At 40.2% G+C, this 17977-nt stretch carries 16 protein-coding genes; 9 read left to right on the plus strand and 7 right to left on the minus strand.

Features of this window, described 5'->3' with window-relative positions; genetic code table 11:
• Window positions 1-146 precede the first annotated feature (146 nt).
• Window positions 147-1202, minus strand: coding sequence for a VOC family protein (locus FZF08_RS28215; RefSeq protein ID WP_159477062.1), 1056 nt, complete (start codon window positions 1200-1202; stop codon window positions 147-149).
• A gap of 290 nt (window positions 1203-1492) precedes the next feature.
• Here FZF08_RS28215 and FZF08_RS28220 point away from each other — a divergent pair, with 290 nt between their 5' ends.
• From FZF08_RS28220 to FZF08_RS28245, 6 genes are all read left to right on the plus strand, one after another.
• Window positions 1493-1930: a thioredoxin family protein gene (locus FZF08_RS28220; RefSeq protein WP_159477064.1), complete on the plus strand. Its 438-nt coding sequence runs from the start codon at window positions 1493-1495 to the stop codon at window positions 1928-1930.
• On the plus strand, window positions 1923-2852 hold the full coding sequence (locus FZF08_RS28225; protein ID WP_159477066.1) for an FAD:protein FMN transferase: 930 nt from the start codon (window positions 1923-1925) through the stop codon (window positions 2850-2852). The genes FZF08_RS28220 and FZF08_RS28225 overlap by 8 nt, the downstream gene beginning before the upstream one ends.
• Window positions 2839-3063, plus strand: coding sequence for a DUF4266 domain-containing protein (locus FZF08_RS28230; protein ID WP_159477068.1), 225 nt, complete (start codon window positions 2839-2841; stop codon window positions 3061-3063). Before FZF08_RS28225 ends, FZF08_RS28230 begins: the two co-directional genes overlap by 14 nt.
• 6 nt (window positions 3064-3069) lie before the next feature.
• Window positions 3070-4296, plus strand: coding sequence for a DUF3570 domain-containing protein (locus FZF08_RS28235; protein ID WP_159477070.1), 1227 nt, complete (start codon window positions 3070-3072; stop codon window positions 4294-4296).
• A gap of 176 nt (window positions 4297-4472) precedes the next feature.
• A complete protein-coding gene (gene aroB, locus FZF08_RS28240; RefSeq protein WP_159477072.1) occupies window positions 4473-5507 on the plus strand; it encodes a 3-dehydroquinate synthase in 1035 nt (344 codons plus the stop codon).
• A gap of 87 nt (window positions 5508-5594) precedes the next feature.
• Window positions 5595-6170, plus strand: a complete 576-nt coding sequence (locus tag FZF08_RS28245) for a DUF4136 domain-containing protein (protein WP_137341099.1) — start codon at window positions 5595-5597, stop codon at window positions 6168-6170.
• Window positions 6171-6218: 48 nt separating this feature from the next.
• Here the strand turns inward: FZF08_RS28245 and mraY are convergent, their stop codons facing one another.
• The 5 genes from mraY to rsmH all read right to left on the minus strand — a co-directional run bounded on the left by mraY (window position 6219) and on the right by rsmH (window position 12701).
• On the minus strand, window positions 6219-7433 hold the full coding sequence (gene mraY / locus FZF08_RS28250) for a phospho-N-acetylmuramoyl-pentapeptide-transferase (protein WP_159477074.1): 1215 nt from the start codon (window positions 7431-7433) through the stop codon (window positions 6219-6221).
• A 68-nt stretch (window positions 7434-7501) separates the two neighbouring features.
• Window positions 7502-8986 (minus strand): UDP-N-acetylmuramoyl-L-alanyl-D-glutamate--2,6-diaminopimelate ligase, encoded by a 1485-nt coding sequence (locus tag FZF08_RS28255; RefSeq protein ID WP_159477076.1) that lies wholly within the window; start codon window positions 8984-8986, stop codon window positions 7502-7504.
• 9 nt (window positions 8987-8995) lie between these two features.
• Complete coding sequence (locus FZF08_RS28260) at window positions 8996-11143, minus strand: penicillin-binding protein (protein WP_159477078.1); 2148 nt, start codon at window positions 11141-11143, stop codon at window positions 8996-8998.
• A gap of 30 nt (window positions 11144-11173) precedes the next feature.
• A complete protein-coding gene (locus tag FZF08_RS28265; protein WP_159477080.1) occupies window positions 11174-11581 on the minus strand; it encodes an FtsL-like putative cell division protein in 408 nt (135 codons plus the stop codon).
• Window positions 11582-11777: 196 nt separating this feature from the next.
• Window positions 11778-12701 (minus strand): 16S rRNA (cytosine(1402)-N(4))-methyltransferase RsmH, encoded by a 924-nt coding sequence (rsmH, locus tag FZF08_RS28270; RefSeq protein WP_159477082.1) that lies wholly within the window; start codon window positions 12699-12701, stop codon window positions 11778-11780.
• 140 nt (window positions 12702-12841) lie between these two features.
• Here rsmH and FZF08_RS28275 point away from each other — a divergent pair, with 140 nt between their 5' ends.
• The 3 genes from FZF08_RS28275 (at window position 12842) to FZF08_RS28285 (ending at window position 17249) form a co-directional block, all read left to right on the plus strand.
• Window positions 12842-14089: a TlpA disulfide reductase family protein gene (locus tag FZF08_RS28275; RefSeq protein WP_159477084.1), complete on the plus strand. Its 1248-nt coding sequence runs from the start codon at window positions 12842-12844 to the stop codon at window positions 14087-14089.
• 134 nt (window positions 14090-14223) lie between these two features.
• Window positions 14224-14667: a MarR family winged helix-turn-helix transcriptional regulator gene (locus FZF08_RS28280; protein WP_159477086.1), complete on the plus strand. Its 444-nt coding sequence runs from the start codon at window positions 14224-14226 to the stop codon at window positions 14665-14667.
• A gap of 176 nt (window positions 14668-14843) precedes the next feature.
• The gene (locus tag FZF08_RS28285; RefSeq protein ID WP_159477088.1) at window positions 14844-17249 is read left to right on the plus strand and encodes a 3-hydroxyacyl-CoA dehydrogenase/enoyl-CoA hydratase family protein; all 2406 of its coding nucleotides are present in this window, start codon (window positions 14844-14846) and stop codon (window positions 17247-17249) included.
• Here FZF08_RS28285 and FZF08_RS28290 read toward each other — a convergent pair whose 3' ends face one another.
• Complete coding sequence (locus FZF08_RS28290; RefSeq protein ID WP_159477090.1) at window positions 17250-17930, minus strand: peptidase M10; 681 nt, start codon at window positions 17928-17930, stop codon at window positions 17250-17252.
• Window positions 17931-17977: the final 47 nt, after the last annotated feature.

Genomic DNA, 17977 nt, shown 5'->3' on the forward strand with positions numbered 1-17977 from the left:
GACCGTGTTCAGTCTCATCATTGATTGAGCGGGTTGGGAAACGGATATTGGTAGAGATATCTTTAAAAAATTATCTTTGCCACGAATGCACGAATAGTACACGAATAAATTTGTGAAAATTCGTGTACTCGTGGCAAAATTTTTAGTTAATTTTTGACCCTGTTAAGCCCCATCATTTTGAGCATCCAATCTGGCAGCGGTTTTTGATGTTTTCTTTTTTGTATGTCTAAAAACCAGCCTATTTTTTTCAGAATCGGAAGTTTGTGTGTTTCTACCATTTCGATCAAAGTACCATCCGGATCTTCCACATAAGCAAAACGGCCAGCTGCCGATTCCATACCAAAGGAAGATTCGCTGTCCACAGTAAATGGATAACCTTGCGCCTGGACCTTTGTTTTTAACGTTGCAAGATCCAGCGCGTCAAAACACAAATGAATATAACCGCAATCCCCCCAGTATCGGTTTTCGAAAAGTTTTTTAGGTGTGCGGTCCAGTGCTTGAATTAATTCGATCTGAATATTTCCTAATAAACGGCTGAAAGCACCTTCTTCTGTAAAGTTTTTACGAAGTAAAACGCGACGGAAACGTTGTCCGGAAATAGAAGTTGGCAAATCATCAAAAACACCGGTTTTGTCATAAACCACATCCAGATTTTGAATCAGTGTCTGATAGAATAAAATTGATTTATGAACATCAGAAACGCCCACAACAACTCCCGCTACCCCGCCAAGTGGTTTTCCGGTATTCTGGAACCAGGAAGTATCACTGGTGATCTGGAAAATATTTCCGTAAGGATCATTTCCCCAAAAACCTTCTCCTTCCGGAAGCGTTACCAGCGGCCCAACAGCTTCTTTTGACTGCGATTTTACCCATTCATGTGCTTTTTTTACATCCGGTGCTTTGAAGCGGATGGCATTAATTCCCAAATCCCCCAGTTCAAGTTTGAAATTTGAAGGTTGGGAAACGCGACTTGTAAATGACCATATTTCCAATCCGCCACCGCCCGCTAAATTCAATGCCAATGCTGCATGTCGCTGATGAACAGTGCCTCCGGTATAGGGAGTCATTAAAGGAGCTTCTGCCTTGTCGTCAAAAACGGGAACATCAAAACCCAGAATACGGCAGTACCATTGCCATGCTTCAGGTACATTTTGAACGCCAAGACCAACTTGCTGAATTCCGGAAATAAGTGCAGCACTCATGAAAGAGATATATTTTTAAAAATGATAGAAACAGATTCACACCTGAGGTCTTTTCTTCCAAAGCCAAAGGAACCGCAATTTTACAAAATAAACAGGAAGGTAGGTGGCAAAAGATAATAATTGATTGTCGGCACGCAACTGTTGATAGAATTTTTTCCGTAAAGAATGTTTTGAGTACGATCTTTTTAGATACAATTCGTATACGTTGATTTTAAAAAAAGACGTTTCAATAATGGGAACTTACTCGCCCATTCGCTGTTTGAAAAGAATGACCTTAACTCCTGACAAATATGATTTCACTGGTCTTAGTTTTTTTTACAAATATATTTATACCGTTTTCAACGGAAAGTTTGACGCAACCGATTATTCCTACAACAAAAAATGTAGTTACTGAGAAAACGAAATTTATAGTTTTTTCAGGGTCTGACTGGTGTAAAGGCTGTATTCAGTTTAGAAAGAAGGTTTTGAGCGATCCTGCTTTTGAAACATTTGCCAATGAGAATCTGGATGTTGTGGTTGCAGATTTTCCGCAAAGAATAAAACTTCCGAAAGATGTTATCGAGCAAAATGAAGCTTTGGCAGAAAAATATAATCCCAAAGGGGTTTTCCCAAATCTGGTACTGATTTCTCCAAACGGCTCACATTCTGAAATTATCGAGTATTCAAATCAAACACCACAGGAATTTGTAAACGAATTGAAAAATCGTTTACAGCGCTTAAATGAGTGAGTTCCGGTTAGTCGAAAAGTTGATGGGATCGGCTTTTGAACTGATCATTGTTGATGAAGACAAGTCGAAAGCGGAAGAACTTTTACAGGAAGGAAGAGATGAAATCAAGCGTTTGGAAAGTTTGCTAACGGAATTTGACGAATCGTCTTTTACCTCTCAGCTCAATATAAATGCAGGACTAAAACCGGTGCGGGTTGATACAGAAGTGTATGAACTGATCAAACGCTGTGTTAACATTTCAAATCTGACACAAGGCGCTTTTGATATCACAGTCGGGCCGCTGAAAAAATTATATAATTTCAAGAATGAGGAATTTGTTTATCCTGAAAAACATTCGGTAAAAAAGACGGTTTCGCTCATTGGTTCTCAAAAAATTTCCTTTTTGAATGATAATTTTATTTTTCTAAAAAAGAAGGGAATGCACATTAGCTTTGCAGCAGTCGGGAAAGGTTATGCGGCGGATAAAGTGAAACAGTTGTGGCTGGCAAAAGGCGTTCAGCATGGTGTAATCAATGCAAGCGGAGATCTAACAGTCATTGGCAAAAAGTCGGAAGAAAAACCTTGGCAGATTGGTATTGCCAATCCGGATTCTTCCAATGAAGTTTTATGTTATTTACCAATAGAAAATGCGTCTATCGCAACTTCCGGGGACTATGAGCAGTTTTTTATGCATAAAGGAAAGCGGTATTCGCATAACATTGATCCGAGAAATGGAAGGCCTGTCAGTGGTATTAAAAGCGTAACGGTAATAAGTCCCGGAGCTGAATTGTGTGATGCACTTGCTACGGCCGTTTATGTCATGGGCGTTGAGGTAGGCCTGTATTTTATAAATCAATTGCCGCAAACACATTGCTTGATAATTAATGACAAAAATGAAGTGTTTCCCTCACGAAACCTTAACTTTAAATATGCGGAGCAATAAATTATATACCTGGATTTTTGGCGTCATGCTGCTACTTGGTGGATTCGGCTGCAAGGCTGTAAAACCGTATCAACGTGTGTACCTCAATGATCCGGAAATGCAGATGGGAAGCAATTCCGGGAAGAAATTTGAGGAATACGTAGAAAGTATCCGCGAAGGTGATACACCGGCTGCGGGCACAAAATCGAGTGGCGGCTGCGGATGTAATTAGCATATTATGAAAAGAAATTTTTTACTGGCAGGATTACTAAGTGTATTTTTATTAAAAGCGAAAGCGCAATCTTTTGATAGTACGTATCAAAAAAGTACTGTCTCAAAAACCGATATTGAAGTCGTTTATTCCCATTATATTCAGGACGGACATAACTCGGCTGTGACCGGTGGAATTGGTACCGAGAAAATGACGGTTTATTCTCCTTCCGTGCGGATTGCTCATACTTTCAAAGAATTTAATACGATTCGTTTTATTGGTGGTGCGGACGTAATCAGTTCTGCGTCAGTTGATAATATCGATTTCGTGATGTCGTCTGCATCCATAAGAGACACGCGGTCTTATGGGACACTGAATTATCAGCGCCAATTAAAAAAGAAAGATATCAGACTGGGAATCGGTTCCGGTTTTTCTATTGAGTCCGACTATATGTCAATTCCGTTTTTCCTTTCGGCGGACTATGTTAATCCTACAAAGACCAGAACTTTTTCTATTGATTTACAGGCTTATTTTGATGATTTAAGGTGGGGACGACTCGATCCGGATTATTATCATGCTGTAAAATTAATTTATCCCGTTGAGCTCAGATATAAAAAGTGGTTTGACAATTACCGGCGGGATTCTTATAATTTCAAACTCGGTTTCACCCAAAGTATAAATCCGCGCCTCGTGCTCGGTATTTTTCCGGAATTTGCCTATCAAAAAGGATTGCTTTCAACTTCTTTTCACCGGGTTTATTTCAATAATGATTCGCTGAAAGTAGAAAATTTGCCGGGAGATCGTTTTAAATTTCCGGTAAGTGTACGATTAAATTATTTCATGGGCAGCCGGACAATCCTGAAACTGAACTACGGTTTTTATTGGGATAGTTTTGACATACTTGGCAACAGTATTGAACTGGAAGCGGCCGTGAAACTTTCTCCGCAATGGACTATTGCACCATTTTTTAGATATTATAAACAGTCTGGTTCTGAATATTTCAAGCCTTACAAACAACACAGTATAGCGGAGAAGTATTATACCTCGGATTATGATCTGTCCTCTTTCCAAACATATAAGCCCGGTCTAAATCTGAGATTTCTTCCATCTCAATATTTAACAAAGAGAATTTCTTTCGATGAGTTAAATTTGCGTTATACTTATTTTCACAGATCCAACGGGCTGAACGCACATATTGTAACGCTGGCTCTTAAATTTGGCAGAGAAAAAAGGTCTTTCAGGGATATGGAGTAACTTTTGTAAAAATGATGAGTATACAAATCATTCTTTTTTTGACTTTCAACCCAATATTTTATACCTTAAACCAATATTTTCGAAATTATATATTAAATTATTTAAATTTCCACGCATCCATTAGCCGCTCGTCATCGTATATTTGATGAGCATTGTATTTTATTGAAATTATTAGAATGACTCAGTCCGTAGTTTTAGCACCCATTACTGAAAGTTTACCAGAGTTTATTAATTCCGGGCAGTATTCAAAAGTATTTGTAATAGCAGATAACAACACCCGCAAGTATTGTTATTCATTGATAAAGCCTCTTTTGGGGAAACATAAACTTGTGACAGTGCCAAGCGGTGAAAAGCATAAAGTATTGGCTACATGTGAAACCATTTGGGAATCCATGACCGCCGGAGAGCTTGACAGACATGCCTTGGTGATCAATATCGGAGGTGGTGTGATAGGGGATATGGGAGGGTTTTGTGCAGCAGTTTACAAACGTGGAATAGATTTTATACAGATACCGACGACCTTGCTTTCACAGGTTGACGCCAGTGTTGGAGGGAAATTGGGAATTGATTTTCAGGGTTTTAAAAATCATTTAGGTGTTTTTAATATTCCAAAAAGTGTATTAATTGATCCGTTTTTTCTTAAAACTTTGCCTGAAAGAGAAATACGTTCAGGCTTTGCTGAAGTTATCAAGCATTGCCTGATTGCAGATGCAGACAAATGGAAAGTGATACGTCAGAATGATTTTGAAGAACAGAATTGGGAAGATCTTATTGCACATTCAGTAAAGATCAAACAGGAAATTGTAAATCAGGATCCGACTGAAAAAGGATTAAGAAAGATTTTGAATTTTGGACATACACTTGGGCATGCTGTTGAAACGTATTTCCTTGGAAAAAGTGAAAATGAAAGATTATATCACGGAGAAGCAATTGCCGTAGGTATGGTCATGGAAAGTTGCCTTTCCTATAAAAGAGGTCTTATTGATCAGAAAACGTTGATTGATATTGAAGAATTTATCTTTGCTACATATGGCAGAGTAATGATTAAAGAGTCGGACGTTGAGGCAATTATTGCGTTGACACGACAAGACAAAAAGAACAGAGGAAGCGAAGTTCGCTTTTCTCTTCTGGAAGGAGCTGGCAAATGTGCGTATGACATTGTGGTTTCTGTTCCGGAAATGCGTAAAGCAGTAGCTTATTATATGGGGTAGATCTGGTGACAGGACGGCATAAGCTATTGATTAGTGGGTTTTCAAAATTAGAGTGAATAATATCTATTTATAACCTGACAAAATGAATTGCTTATGCTGAAGTCTATTAAACCTTATGCCGCTTTATTAGTGATATTGATGTTAGCGGGTTGCTCGGGTGGTCGTAAAGTGTTTGTTGAACACGACTACAGTTATGAAACAAATTTTAAAGATTATTCTTCCTATACGTTTCTGGAATGTGAGCGGGATACCAACAATCTTTGTACAGAAATTTACGAGGCCATTCGTCGCCAGATGCAAGTAAGAGGCTACAAACTTACTGCTGAAAAACCTACATTATTAGTGAATTATGGTATTTTCTATGATAACCTTCGATATCAGGGTTATATGCAGCCGGTTATCAAAAACTGGGTGGATACTGAAAATGATGGCTTCCGGTATGAGCCGATAAAATATGCCTTGGATAAGGGAACATTAATCGTTTCTTTGATTGATGCTGAGAGTGATCAGGTGGTGTGGAGAGGTTATGCTTCCGGTATTTTTAAAGGTGTTGATAACTCAAATAATCATTACCGAAGTGTCGTAAGGAGAATTTTTGATCAATATCCGCTATTTGCGAAAGGATATGATCCAAGACGATATAGCGAGGCGGTTGGAAGATAGATATAAAGATAAACGAGCCCGCCGGATTTTCCGACGGGCTCGTTTATTTTATCTCAATTTCAAAGTTGCAAGTGTAAAAATTGCCAGAATAATTCCTACAACCCAGAAACGGGTTACTATTTTTGCTTCGTGTATACCTTTTTTCTGGTAATGGTGATGGAGCGGAGACATCAGTAATATTCGCCTGCCTTCTCCAAACTTCTTTTTGGTATATTTAAAATAGCTGACTTGCATAATGACGGATACCAATTCCGAAAGGAAAACCCCACATAAAATGGGGATCATAAGTTCTTTACGGATCGCAAGCGCTACAACTGCAATGACACCTCCGAGCATGAGACTTCCTGTATCACCCATAAAAACCTGGGCCGGATATGCATTGTACCAGAGAAACCCGACACAGGCCCCGACAAATGCCGCACAAAAAATCACGAGCTCTCCCGAATTTGGAATGTACATGATGTTCAGATACTGAGAGAATTTGGTATTGCCTGAAAGATAGGCCAGTACGCCTAATGTAAGCGCAATAATTCCTGAAATACCGGCAGCAAGACCGTCAATTCCATCTGTAATATTGGCTCCGTTTGAAACAGCAGTAATAATAAAGATGGCTATTATGGTATAAATCACCCAGGTATATTCTTCCGGAAGCCAGCCAAAAAGCAAAGTCCGGTAGTCAAATTCATTGTTTTTCGAAAATGGAAGTGTTGTTACCATGGGATGAACAATATCCCGGTAACGCTGCACCTCACCAAGCGAAGAGCTCAATAAAGGTTGATCGTAAATCCTGATTTTAACGTGGTCGTTGAAAGAAAGTGTTAATCCAACAATCAATCCAAGCCCAACCTGGCCGACAATTTTAAATCTTCCGTGAAGTCCTTCTTTATTGTTTTTAAATTTTTTAAGATAATCATCAACAAAACCGATCATCCCGGTCCATATAGCTGTTATGATCAACAAAACAATATAAACGTTAGTAAGCTTTGCGAATAAAAGCACAGGAATTAGTAGCGAAGCCAGGATAATAAACCCTCCCATGGTTGGCGTTCCTGATTTTTCCATTTGTCCTTCCAAACCCAGATCACGGATGGATTCTCCTACCTGTTGCCTGCGTAGAAAATTGATAATCCATTTTCCATACGTGGCCGCTATAAGAAGCGATAACACCGTTGCCCCAAGTGCACGGAAAGAAATATATTGAAATACGCCGGCTCCGGGTATATTAAATTGCTTGTCGAGGTATTCGAATAGGTAATAAAGCATGTAAAATCGTGATTAGCACTTGCAAAGTTGCCTTTTTCTTGCAGGATACGCAATGGAGGCCTGTATTTTTATTCTTTTTGGGAATGAAAATTTAAAAAAGCCTCTCTTAATACCTGTCTGTCATCAAAATCATGTTTCACACCTTGGATATCCTGATAAGTTTCATGGCCTTTTCCTGCTATCAGAATAATATCTTCAGGATTAGCTTCTGCCACCGCTTTAAGAATCGCTTCATGTCGATCGGGAATGACAGTCGTATTTTTATATTTCAAAGGCGGAACACCTTTTAACATCTGGTCAAGAATATCCTGTGGATCTTCATAGCGCGGATTGTCAGAAGTAAGAATTACCCTTGTACTCAAATTACAAGCGATTTCTGCCATTTTCGGTCTTTTCTCAGCATCACGATTTCCACCGCAACCTACAATCGTAATCACCTGTTCATTCCCATGACGCAGATGGGCAATGGTTTGAAGTACATTTTCCAGAGCATCCGGCGTGTGGGCATAGTCCACAATACCCACAATATTATCAGCCGAATGAATTTGTTCAAATCTTCCCGGAGGGGGGCTCAGATTGGAAAGTGCGGTCAAAACTTCTTCCGGCATTTCTCCAAGTGCCACGGCAGCACCATATACGGAAAGCAAATTATAAGCATTAAAACGACCAATTACCCGAAACCAGACTTCATGATTATTGATTTCCATATGCATACCTGTAAGCGTATCCGAAAGGATTTTTCCATGATACGTTGCTACGGTTTGCAGTGAATACGTTTCTATCCGCGCTTTGGTATTTTGCACCATCACCGAACCACGACGATCGTCAATGTTGACAAGGGCAAAAGCGCTTTTCGGCAATTGATCGAAAAACCCTTTTTTTGCTTTGATGTAATTATCAAATGTTTTATGAAAATCGAGATGATCGTGGGTAATATTGGTAAAAATCCCACCGGCGAATTTCAAACCCGTAATCCTGTGTTGCGCTACGGAATGAGAGCTCACTTCCATAAAAACATGAGAACAGCCTTTTTCAAGCATTAAAGCCAGAAGTTCATTAAGCGCAACAGCGTCAGGCGTCGTATGGGTGGAAGGAATGACTTCGTCTTCAATCTGGTTTTGAACCGTTGATAACAAGCCGCAACGGTAACCTAAAGCGCGGAAAAGCTGAAAAAGGAAAGTGGCTACCGAGGTTTTTCCGTTGGTACCTGTAACACCGATAAGCGTTACTTTTTTTGATGGTTGATCATAAAACGAAGCAGCAATGTAGCCCATCGCCTCGGCCGAGTCAATAACCTGAATATAGGAAATTCCTTCCCGCAAAGTTTTCGGTAACTCTTCACAAAGAATCGCAAAAGCTCCCAGATCAGCCGCGATGTCCATAAACTGGTGCCCGTCTACCTGCGTGCCTCTTAATGCCACAAATAAATTTCCTGGCATAATCCGGCGTGAATCGATTATAATTTTGTTGACAACAACATTTTCAGATCCGTGAATAACCACATCTGAAATGCCACTGACTAAGCTATGAATTGATTTTTGAATACTTTCCATAAATGGATTTTACTGTAATGTTAACAGGATCGTTTTAAGTCCGCTTTTATTGCTGCCGGGAGGAAGTGATTGGTCCACGACTTTCCCGGAACCTTTAAAGGTTACCCGGAAACCTTTATTTTCCAAAATATATAAGGCATCGCGCATCGGCATTCCCTGCAAATCCGGAACATCTTTTGATTCAATATTCCGTGATTTCCATTTTGTTTTATTTCTGGCAATGACCGAACCCGAAGTATATTCCTCTGAATCTTCCGGAAGTGCGGCAAGTTTTAATTCCTCGCCAATTACTTTTAAATCAGATGTTCTACCCGCCCATTTCACCAGTTTGTCTTCACCGCTGGTCGTATCTTTTTGGGTTTTCTGTATACTTACATCATGAGCATAAATCCTGTCGGCAACTTCTTTGAAAACCGGTGCAGCCACACTTCCCGCATAAAGCTGGTAATTTTCCTTGGCACCGCGAGGGGTATCAATAATGACAATACAGCTGTATTTAGGCTTATTGGCAGGAAAATAACCTGCAAAAGAAGTGTAATATTTCCCGGCCGTATGAATTCCGTTAATCAATTTCTGAGCAGTTCCGGTTTTTCCGGCTATTCTGTAAAGGTCTGATTTGATATTTTTTGCTGAACCATGTTCCACCACACCTTCCAGCATAATCTTTATTTTGCGCAAAGTTTCAGGTGAACAAATCGGCTTTTCTGAAACATAGGGCAGGATTTTATCCTCTACTTTTTCTGCACTGCGGATTTCCCTTACCACCATTGGTCTCACCCAATAGCCATCATTTGCCACGGCATTGTACATCGCAAGCGTCTGCAACGGCGTCATCCGCATTTCATATCCGTACGACATAAAAGTCAACGAATAATTGTTCCATTGCTTTGAAGAGCGGTTTTTGATATAAGGAGGATTTTCTCCTTTCATATGAATTCCCGTCGGTTCCGTCAAGTGGAATTGTTTCAGATACCCAAGATATTTATCCGGTTTGGAGAAAAAATAACGCTGCATTAGCAAATGGACACCAATGTTAGACGATTTTTCAAAAACCTGGGCGGCTGTCAAAATACCATGTCCGCCTCGTTTGGAATCATTAATGGAAAGTCCCCTGAAACGAATGGAGCCTTTGCCTGTATTAACCGTCACTTTATTCGGATCCATTTTGGTTTCTTCCAAAAGCGCCATCATGGTTGGCAGCTTGAAAGTCGATCCCGGATCGGTACTGCCAGCTAATGCATAATTAAAAACTTCTTCGTATTTATCGTCCGGCCGTTTGGTCAAATTCGCCATAGCACGGATTTCACCCGTGGCTACTTCCATGACGATAACACAACCGAAATCGGCCTGTGATTCGGTTAATTTTCTTCTCAGCGCAATTTCTGCCATATCCTGAAAAGTCATATCCAGCGTTGTATAGATATCTTTTCCCGTTTCCGGCTGAATATTTAAATTGTCACCCACAGGAATTTTTATTCCGCCTTCTACCAGTTCAACCCAGTTTATTCCATCTTTTCCTTCCAGTTTTTTGTCAAAACTTGCTTCAATACCAATATATCCACGGCCGCTTTTAGGATCCGTTCCGCCAATGGTTCGGTCAGCCATTGGACTGAAAGGTTTGTAACGTTTGTAGATCATTTCAAACTTTCCTCCCCCACCCTTTTTTGCGCGGGCGAAGAATGGCCATTCTTTTACTTTTTCACGTTCCAGGTAACCAATTTCCTTATTTTTTAATCTTAAATACCGTTTACTTCTGCTTTTCCGGTACCGGATCATTTTATCTCTGTAACCATCAAAAGTATTTTCACCAAAATTTTTGACCAACAGCCGGGCAAGCTGATCGACATTATCATAAAAATAAGTTGAATCGGCCACTTTGGTGTCAAATCCAACATAGTAATAAGGTAATGAAGTGGCCAGCAAACTGCCGTCGCTCGAAAAAATACTTCCGCGCATGGCCGGAATTGTATCCAGTTTCAAGTCATTTTTTTCGGCATATTCCGCCCATGTTTTGCCTTTAAATTTGGCATAATACTGAACCTGAATAAGTTTTCCGAAAACCATGATAGCAAAAACAATCAAAAACAAGGCTACTATGCGGGCCCGGTAAATCAGTGCTTTTTTGTTATTCTGGCCGCTGTCTGTATCGCTTTTCATACCGATGTTACAATAATGGAATGAAGTGTATTATTCTTTTCTAATGATAATTTTCTTTGGCGGGTTCAGGTTTTCTTCCAAACCGTCCGGTTTTACTTTTTCAATTACAACGGATTGTTTTCCGCTTTTCTCATATTCAGCCTGGATAGAAGTGTATTCCGCCCGTAAATCTTCTACCTCTTTTTTTAATTTGATACTGCTTCTGACATACTCTTCAGACTGAAAACCGATTCTTTCATAAATCACCAAAAGAATCACGATCCAACCGAAATAATAGAAATATTTCACAGGAACCCGCTCTTCTTTTCCCGGCAATTTTTCACCAAAAACCTTATCCAGCGGAAAAAATTTGTTCAACCAATTGAACAAACTATATTCCCGCCGTTGTTTTGGCGGTTTGTCAGGTGTTGGTTTTGGTCGTCTTTTATTCTCAGCCATGTTTTTTACAACAGTATGTGTTATTAAAAATCATTTGTCAAAAATTAGGTCTTAGTATTCTGAATTATGCCACCCCGTTGGGGTTTGGAAATCCGTTCAGGGGCGATGTCTTTCTATAATACTGTCATCCCTTCGGGATTTTAGAAACGGAATCTGCTGAACCTTTATATATTATAGAAGACAGAAACGTATTATTTTAAACAAGCGGCAACTCTGCGATTCTCAATTTCGCACTTCTTGCCCGTGGATTTCTGGCTACTTCTTCCGGTGTTGCTTCAATCGGTTTTCGTGTAATACTTTTAAGCGGTTTCAATTCATTGCCATAAAAATCTTTTTCAACTTCTCCGTCAAATTTTCCTTTTTGAATGAAATTTTTGACAGGCCTGTCTTCCAGAGAATGATATGACATGACGACAAGCCTTCCGCCAGGATTTAATATTTCCGGGACCTGCATTAAAAACTCTTCAAGCACTTTCATTTCATCGTTAACCTCAATCCGAAGTGCCTGAAAAACCTGAGCAAAATATTTATTTTCACGATGTTTCGGCGCATAACGCATCAATATTCCTTTCAGGTCATTAATGGTTTCAATCGGCGCATTATGTCTCGATGAAAAGATTGCTTCCGCAGCCGTACGGGCATTTGTTACTTCTCCATAGCGGCTCAAAATAGATTGCAATTCCGTAGCCGAACGAACATTTAAAACTTCCCGCGCCGTTTTTTCATTGCTCGGGTTCATCCGCATATCCAGATCCGCATCAAAACGGGTTGAAAATCCACGCTCAGGGGTATTGATCTGATGCGACGAAACACCAAGATCGGCCAAAATGCCATCTACTTTTTCAGCTTTATGTAATTTCAAATATCGTTTAATGTGTCTGAAATTAGCAGCTATAAAGGTAAATCTCGGATCATCTTTCCATTCCGCTGCATTAGCCACAGCATCAGGATCCTGGTCAAAAACCAAAAGACGGCCCGTTGTTAATTTTTCTAAAATCGCCCGTGAATGCCCTCCTCCACCAAACGTAACATCTACGTAGGTTCCGTCAGGACGAATATTCAATCCATCCAGACATTCGGACAGCATTACAGGTTCATGATATGTACTTGGAAGATCCATTTATTAAAAGCAACGTAGATAGGAACTATTTCTTGCCAACAGGCCGTTACAAACTTAGCAATTTTCAATGGTACGAGTTGTGTTTAAGGAGGGATTTAATTTTCTTGTTACACCTGTAATTCTATATTAATAAATTGAATATGAGAGCAATAAAATTGATTATTATGTTTTTTGCCGTTGTAAGTCTCTGGGGCTGTCAGTCTTCCGCAGATTCTTCAGTGAAACCCGGAACCTGGCGCGCTACTTTAAGCCGTGACGGACAAACACTTCCGTTCATTCTGGACATCGTGCAAAACGCTGATGGTAAAACTTATACCGTTTATTCGGTTAACGGAAATGAACGTCTGAAATTGGATAGTGCGTTTTTTGAAAAAGATTCCCTGCACATTCCGATGGAGCTTTTTGATTCTGAAATCACGGCGTTGGTCGATGGTGAAAAATTAACCGGCCTTTATAAAAGACTGGATGGGAAAACCGTAACAGGTTCGTTACCCTTCCAGGCTACTTTCGGAACAAATTATCGTTTTTTCAAAGAAGAAGCACTTGAGGGCGTAAAAAATGTTGCCGGAAAATATGCCACGATTTTTAAAAATGAGGTAACCAAAGATTCAACCGAAGCCGTTGGTAATTTTACACAGAAAGGAAGTATTGTTGAAGGTTCCTTTTTAACCCCAACCGGCGATTACCGTTTTCTGTCGGGAAATGTGAAGGGCGATAGTTTGTATTTATCTACTTTCGACGGCTCAAATGCATATCTGATCAAGGCAGCCATTTTAAAAGATGGTGTTTTAAAAGGTGCAATGTGGTCCGGAATTAAAGGCTACAAAACGTTCACTTCCATTTTGAATGAAAACGCAAAATTGCCGCATGCTACGAAATTGACTTATTTGAAACCAGGTTTGGAAACAATAGATTTTACTTTTCCCGATGCAGACGGGAAACCGCTTTCATTTAACGACCCGCGTTTTAAAGGAAAACCTGTCATTATTCAGCTTATGGGTTCCTGGTGTCCGAATTGCATGGATGAAACCAATTTCATAGCGCCTTGGTACAAAAAGAATAAAGACCGCGGAGTTGAAGTTATCGGGCTTGCTTTTGAGCATTCCGCGGATTTAGCAGTTTCTGCTCCGAAGCTTAAAAGAATGGTTAGTCGGTTTGGAATAGCGTATCCAATTTTGCTGGCTGGTACTAATACCAACGAAGCAACAGCAAAAGCGTTGCCCATGCTGAACAAGGTAATGTCCTATCCAACGACAATTTTTGTTGATAAAAAGGGAAAAGTAAGAGAAATACATACAGGTTTCTCTGGTCCGGGAACGGGTAAATATTATGATGAATTTGTGGCGGACTTTAATCAGTTGATGGACAAACTGATCAGCGAGAAATAATCAAAATCAGACGCATCGGGCAATAAAAAACCTGATGCGTTTTTTATTGCGACAAAATTAGTATGCTTGCATAATATTAATTTGATTTATTACATTTGTAAACGTTACATCACCGACACCTATCAATCTAAAAGATGCGCAAGGAAAAGACAATTGACTTCCAGATTAAGTGGGCATGGCATTCCATTTCCAGGATGTATAACGCTTATGCAGCACGGTTTGATACTACGATGGCGGTTGGATATGTTTTGTTGAACATTGATTTAGAGCATGGTACACCGGCAACAAAAATAGCACCGTTATTGGGTATGGAGCCGAGGAGCCTGGTCAGAATGCTGAAAAATCTGGAAGAAAAAGCTTTGATCGTGCGTGAAGTAGATGAAAACGACAAGCGTTTTGTAAGGATTGTTCTGACCGATCTTGGCAAAGAAAAGAGAGAACTTTCCCGGGAGGGTGTTTTGTCTTTTAATAACATGATCCGTGATAAAATCCCGCTTGAAAAACTTGCAGTCTTTTTTGATGTAATAAATGATATTAACCGACTGGTTGAAGAAGAAAATCAAAAATTAAAAACGTAGGGGCGACCCTCGTGGTCGCCCTCTCGAATATCCGTGGTCGCCCTCTCGAATATCCTAGATGGTCTTGGTCGCCCTTTTGAAATATCCAGTATGATTCGACGTCATCCGGGAAGATACAATTATTAATTATAGAAGAAAGGGCGGCCACGAGGGCCGCCCCAACAAATAAAAAATCAATGAACCGTTCAATTCGTAAAGTCGCCGTTTTGGGCTCCGGTATTATGGGGTCGCGTATTGCCTGCCATTTTGCCAATATTGGCGTAGAAGTTTTACTATTAGACATTGTCCCGAAGGAGGCCAACGATGCTGAACAAGCAAAAGGGCTGACAACCGATCATCCCGTTGTTCGGAACAGAATTGTCAACGATTCTTTTCAGCAAACCTTAAAAGCGACACCGGCTGCCTTGTATAGTCCTGCTTTTGCATCAAGAGTGAAACTTGGGAATTTTGATGATAACCTGAAAGATATCAGCAACTACGACTGGGTGATAGAAGTAGTTGTTGAGCGCCTTGATATCAAGAAAAGTTTATATGAAAAAGTGGATGCGCTTCGGAAACCCGGAACGCTGATCACTTCCAATACATCCGGAATTCCAATCCATTTAATGGCGGAAGGGCGTAGTGAAGATTTTAAAAAGAATTTTTGCGGTACCCATTTTTTCAATCCTCCGCGTTATTTAAGATTGCTGGAAATTATTCCAACACCGGAAACTGATCAATCGGTTGTTGATTTTCTGATGCATTATGGTGATTTATTTTTGGGTAAAACAACAGTTCTTTGCAAAGATACACCCGGTTTTATCGCCAACCGGCTTGGTATTTTCGCTTTGATCCAAACCATTCGTGTAGCCGAAGAAATGGGCTTGTCGGTGGATGAAGTAGATAAATTGACCGGACCCGTTGTTGGTCGTCCGAAATCGGGAACGTATCGTTTGTCCGATGTTGTCGGATTGGATACAACCGTTCATGTAGCAGCGAATTTATACGCTTCCGGTGAAGGAACAGATGAATCCCGTGATGCTTTTATATTACCCGGAATCATGCAGAAAACGTATGATAACAAATGGCTCGGAGATAAAACCGGTCAGGGATTTTATAAAAAGGTAAAAGACGACAAAGGTAAGTCGGTTATTCTGGCGCTGGATTTTCAGACATTTGAATACAAACCTTCTGAAAAAGTGAAATTTGCGACCTTGGAAGGTACCAAAGCAATCAGCGACGTATCCAAACGTTTCAGTGTGCTTTTGGCTGGAAAAGATAAAGCAGGAGAATTTTATAGAAGAACTTTTGCCGATTGTTTTAAATATGCCACGTTCCGGATTCCTGAAATCTCTGATGAAATATTTCGGATCGATCAGGCCATTTGTGCAGGTTTTGGCTGGCAACTTGGCTTGTTTGAAACCTGGGATGCCATTGGCGTAAAAAGTATGCTGGGCATCATGGAAGAGCTTGATTCAAAACCGGCAGCGTGGGTTTATGAAATGCTGGAAGCGGGAAATGAATCTTTTTACAAAGTGGAAAATGGTAAAAAGCTTTATTACGATATTCCTTCCAAATCATATAAAGTGATTCCGGGCCAGGAAAGTTTTATTATTCTGAGCAACCTGACGAACAATATTGTCTGGAAAAATGCTGGTGCAAATCTTTATGATATTGGTGATGGAATACTGAATCTGGAATTCAAATCCAAAATGAATACAATGGGTTCCGAAGTTATTGAAGGGATCCAGAAAAGTATTAGTCTGGCCGAAAAGGAATACCGAGGACTGGTTATTGGAAACGAATCGAGCGAGGCATTTTCAGCAGGAGCGAACCTTGCAATGCTGTTTATGTTTGCGATCGAACAGGAATTTGACGAAATTAACATGGTTATCGCGCAGTTCCAGCAAACAATGATGCGGGCACGTTACTCGTCGATTCCTGTTGTGACTGCGCCCCATACGCTTGCATTGGGTGGAGGCTGCGAGCTTAATCTTCATGCTGATAAAGTGGTTGCTCACGCTGAAACTTACATTGGTCTTGTAGAGTTTGGTGTTGGAATTATTCCTGCTGGCGGCGGTACTAAGGAGATGGCTCTGAGATGCTCGGATATGTATCAGGCTGGCGACACAGAACTGAATATTCTTCAGACTGCTTTTATGAATATTGCCCAGGCGAAAGTTTCAACTTCCGCACATGATGCGAGAGCTATGAATTATTTGCAGGATAAGGATCAGATCGTGTTAAATCGCAGTCGTTTACTAGCAGAGGCAAAACAAGCCGCCATTGATCTGGCGGATAATGGATATACTCAGCCGAAACAAAGAAATGATATAAAAGTCCAGGGAAAAGCTGGAATGGCACTTTTCATGACTGGAATTGCCCAAATGAAAATAGCAAATTATATCAGCGAACATGATGCAAAAATCGCTAATAAGTTGGCCTATGTTATCAACGGCGGAGATCTGAGTTCTCCACAAAATGTTACGGAGCAATATCTTCTTGATCTTGAAAGAGAGGCATTTTTGTCTCTTTGCGGAGAAAAGAAAACGCTTGAAAGAATGCAGGGGCTTTTGAACGGAGGCAAACCGCCAAGGAATTAATCAGGCAAGCCAGCGGCTTGGGTTGCCGGTTTTGTCAAAAAGCGTATTGGAAAGTTGCCCTATATAGTTGTTCTGCTTGTTTTCAAAGTTTAAATCTTTCAAAATAAGCAGAACTTCTTCTTTTGTCACTTTTCTATATTTGGGGTTCATAGTTCCTCCGAATTCACCAGCTTTGGCAGTTGGCTCCCATTGATATTGCGGATTGACAAGGCTGCCTCGCGGAGCCATAATAGGCGGCGGAGAATCACTTCCCCGGAAATCAAGATTTGCGGGATGATCCAGACCAAGGCTATGCCCGAATTCATGTGCGGCGGTGGTGGACGTTCCCAGATTGTCACTCGTAAGCCAATGCCCCACGTTATCTCCTATTCCGTAACCCATGAAAGATCTGGTAATGCGATTTTCATCTTCAATCCGGATGAAATTATTTTTGTAATTAAAATTGACCGTGGCCCGCATCATTGCTTCGCTTGCTGAGATTATTTTAAAACCGATTGAAAATAAAACGTTAAACTGTTTTCCGTTGAATTCAACAAAAACCTCCGGCTCATTATACATTCTGTTTATTTCATCAATAATCTTATTGCCGATTTCCAAAGTAGCCTGTGAACCATATAAATACAATCTTGAAATAATTTCAATCTGATTTTTTTCAACATCAGGAATTACAATCGCAGCCATTTAGTGTGTATATTTTTGATTAATATTTGTATTTATTACAAATTAGA

This window comes from Dyadobacter sp. 3J3, from assembly GCF_009801115.1.
Lineage (GTDB): Bacteria > Bacteroidota > Bacteroidia > Cytophagales > Spirosomataceae > Dyadobacter.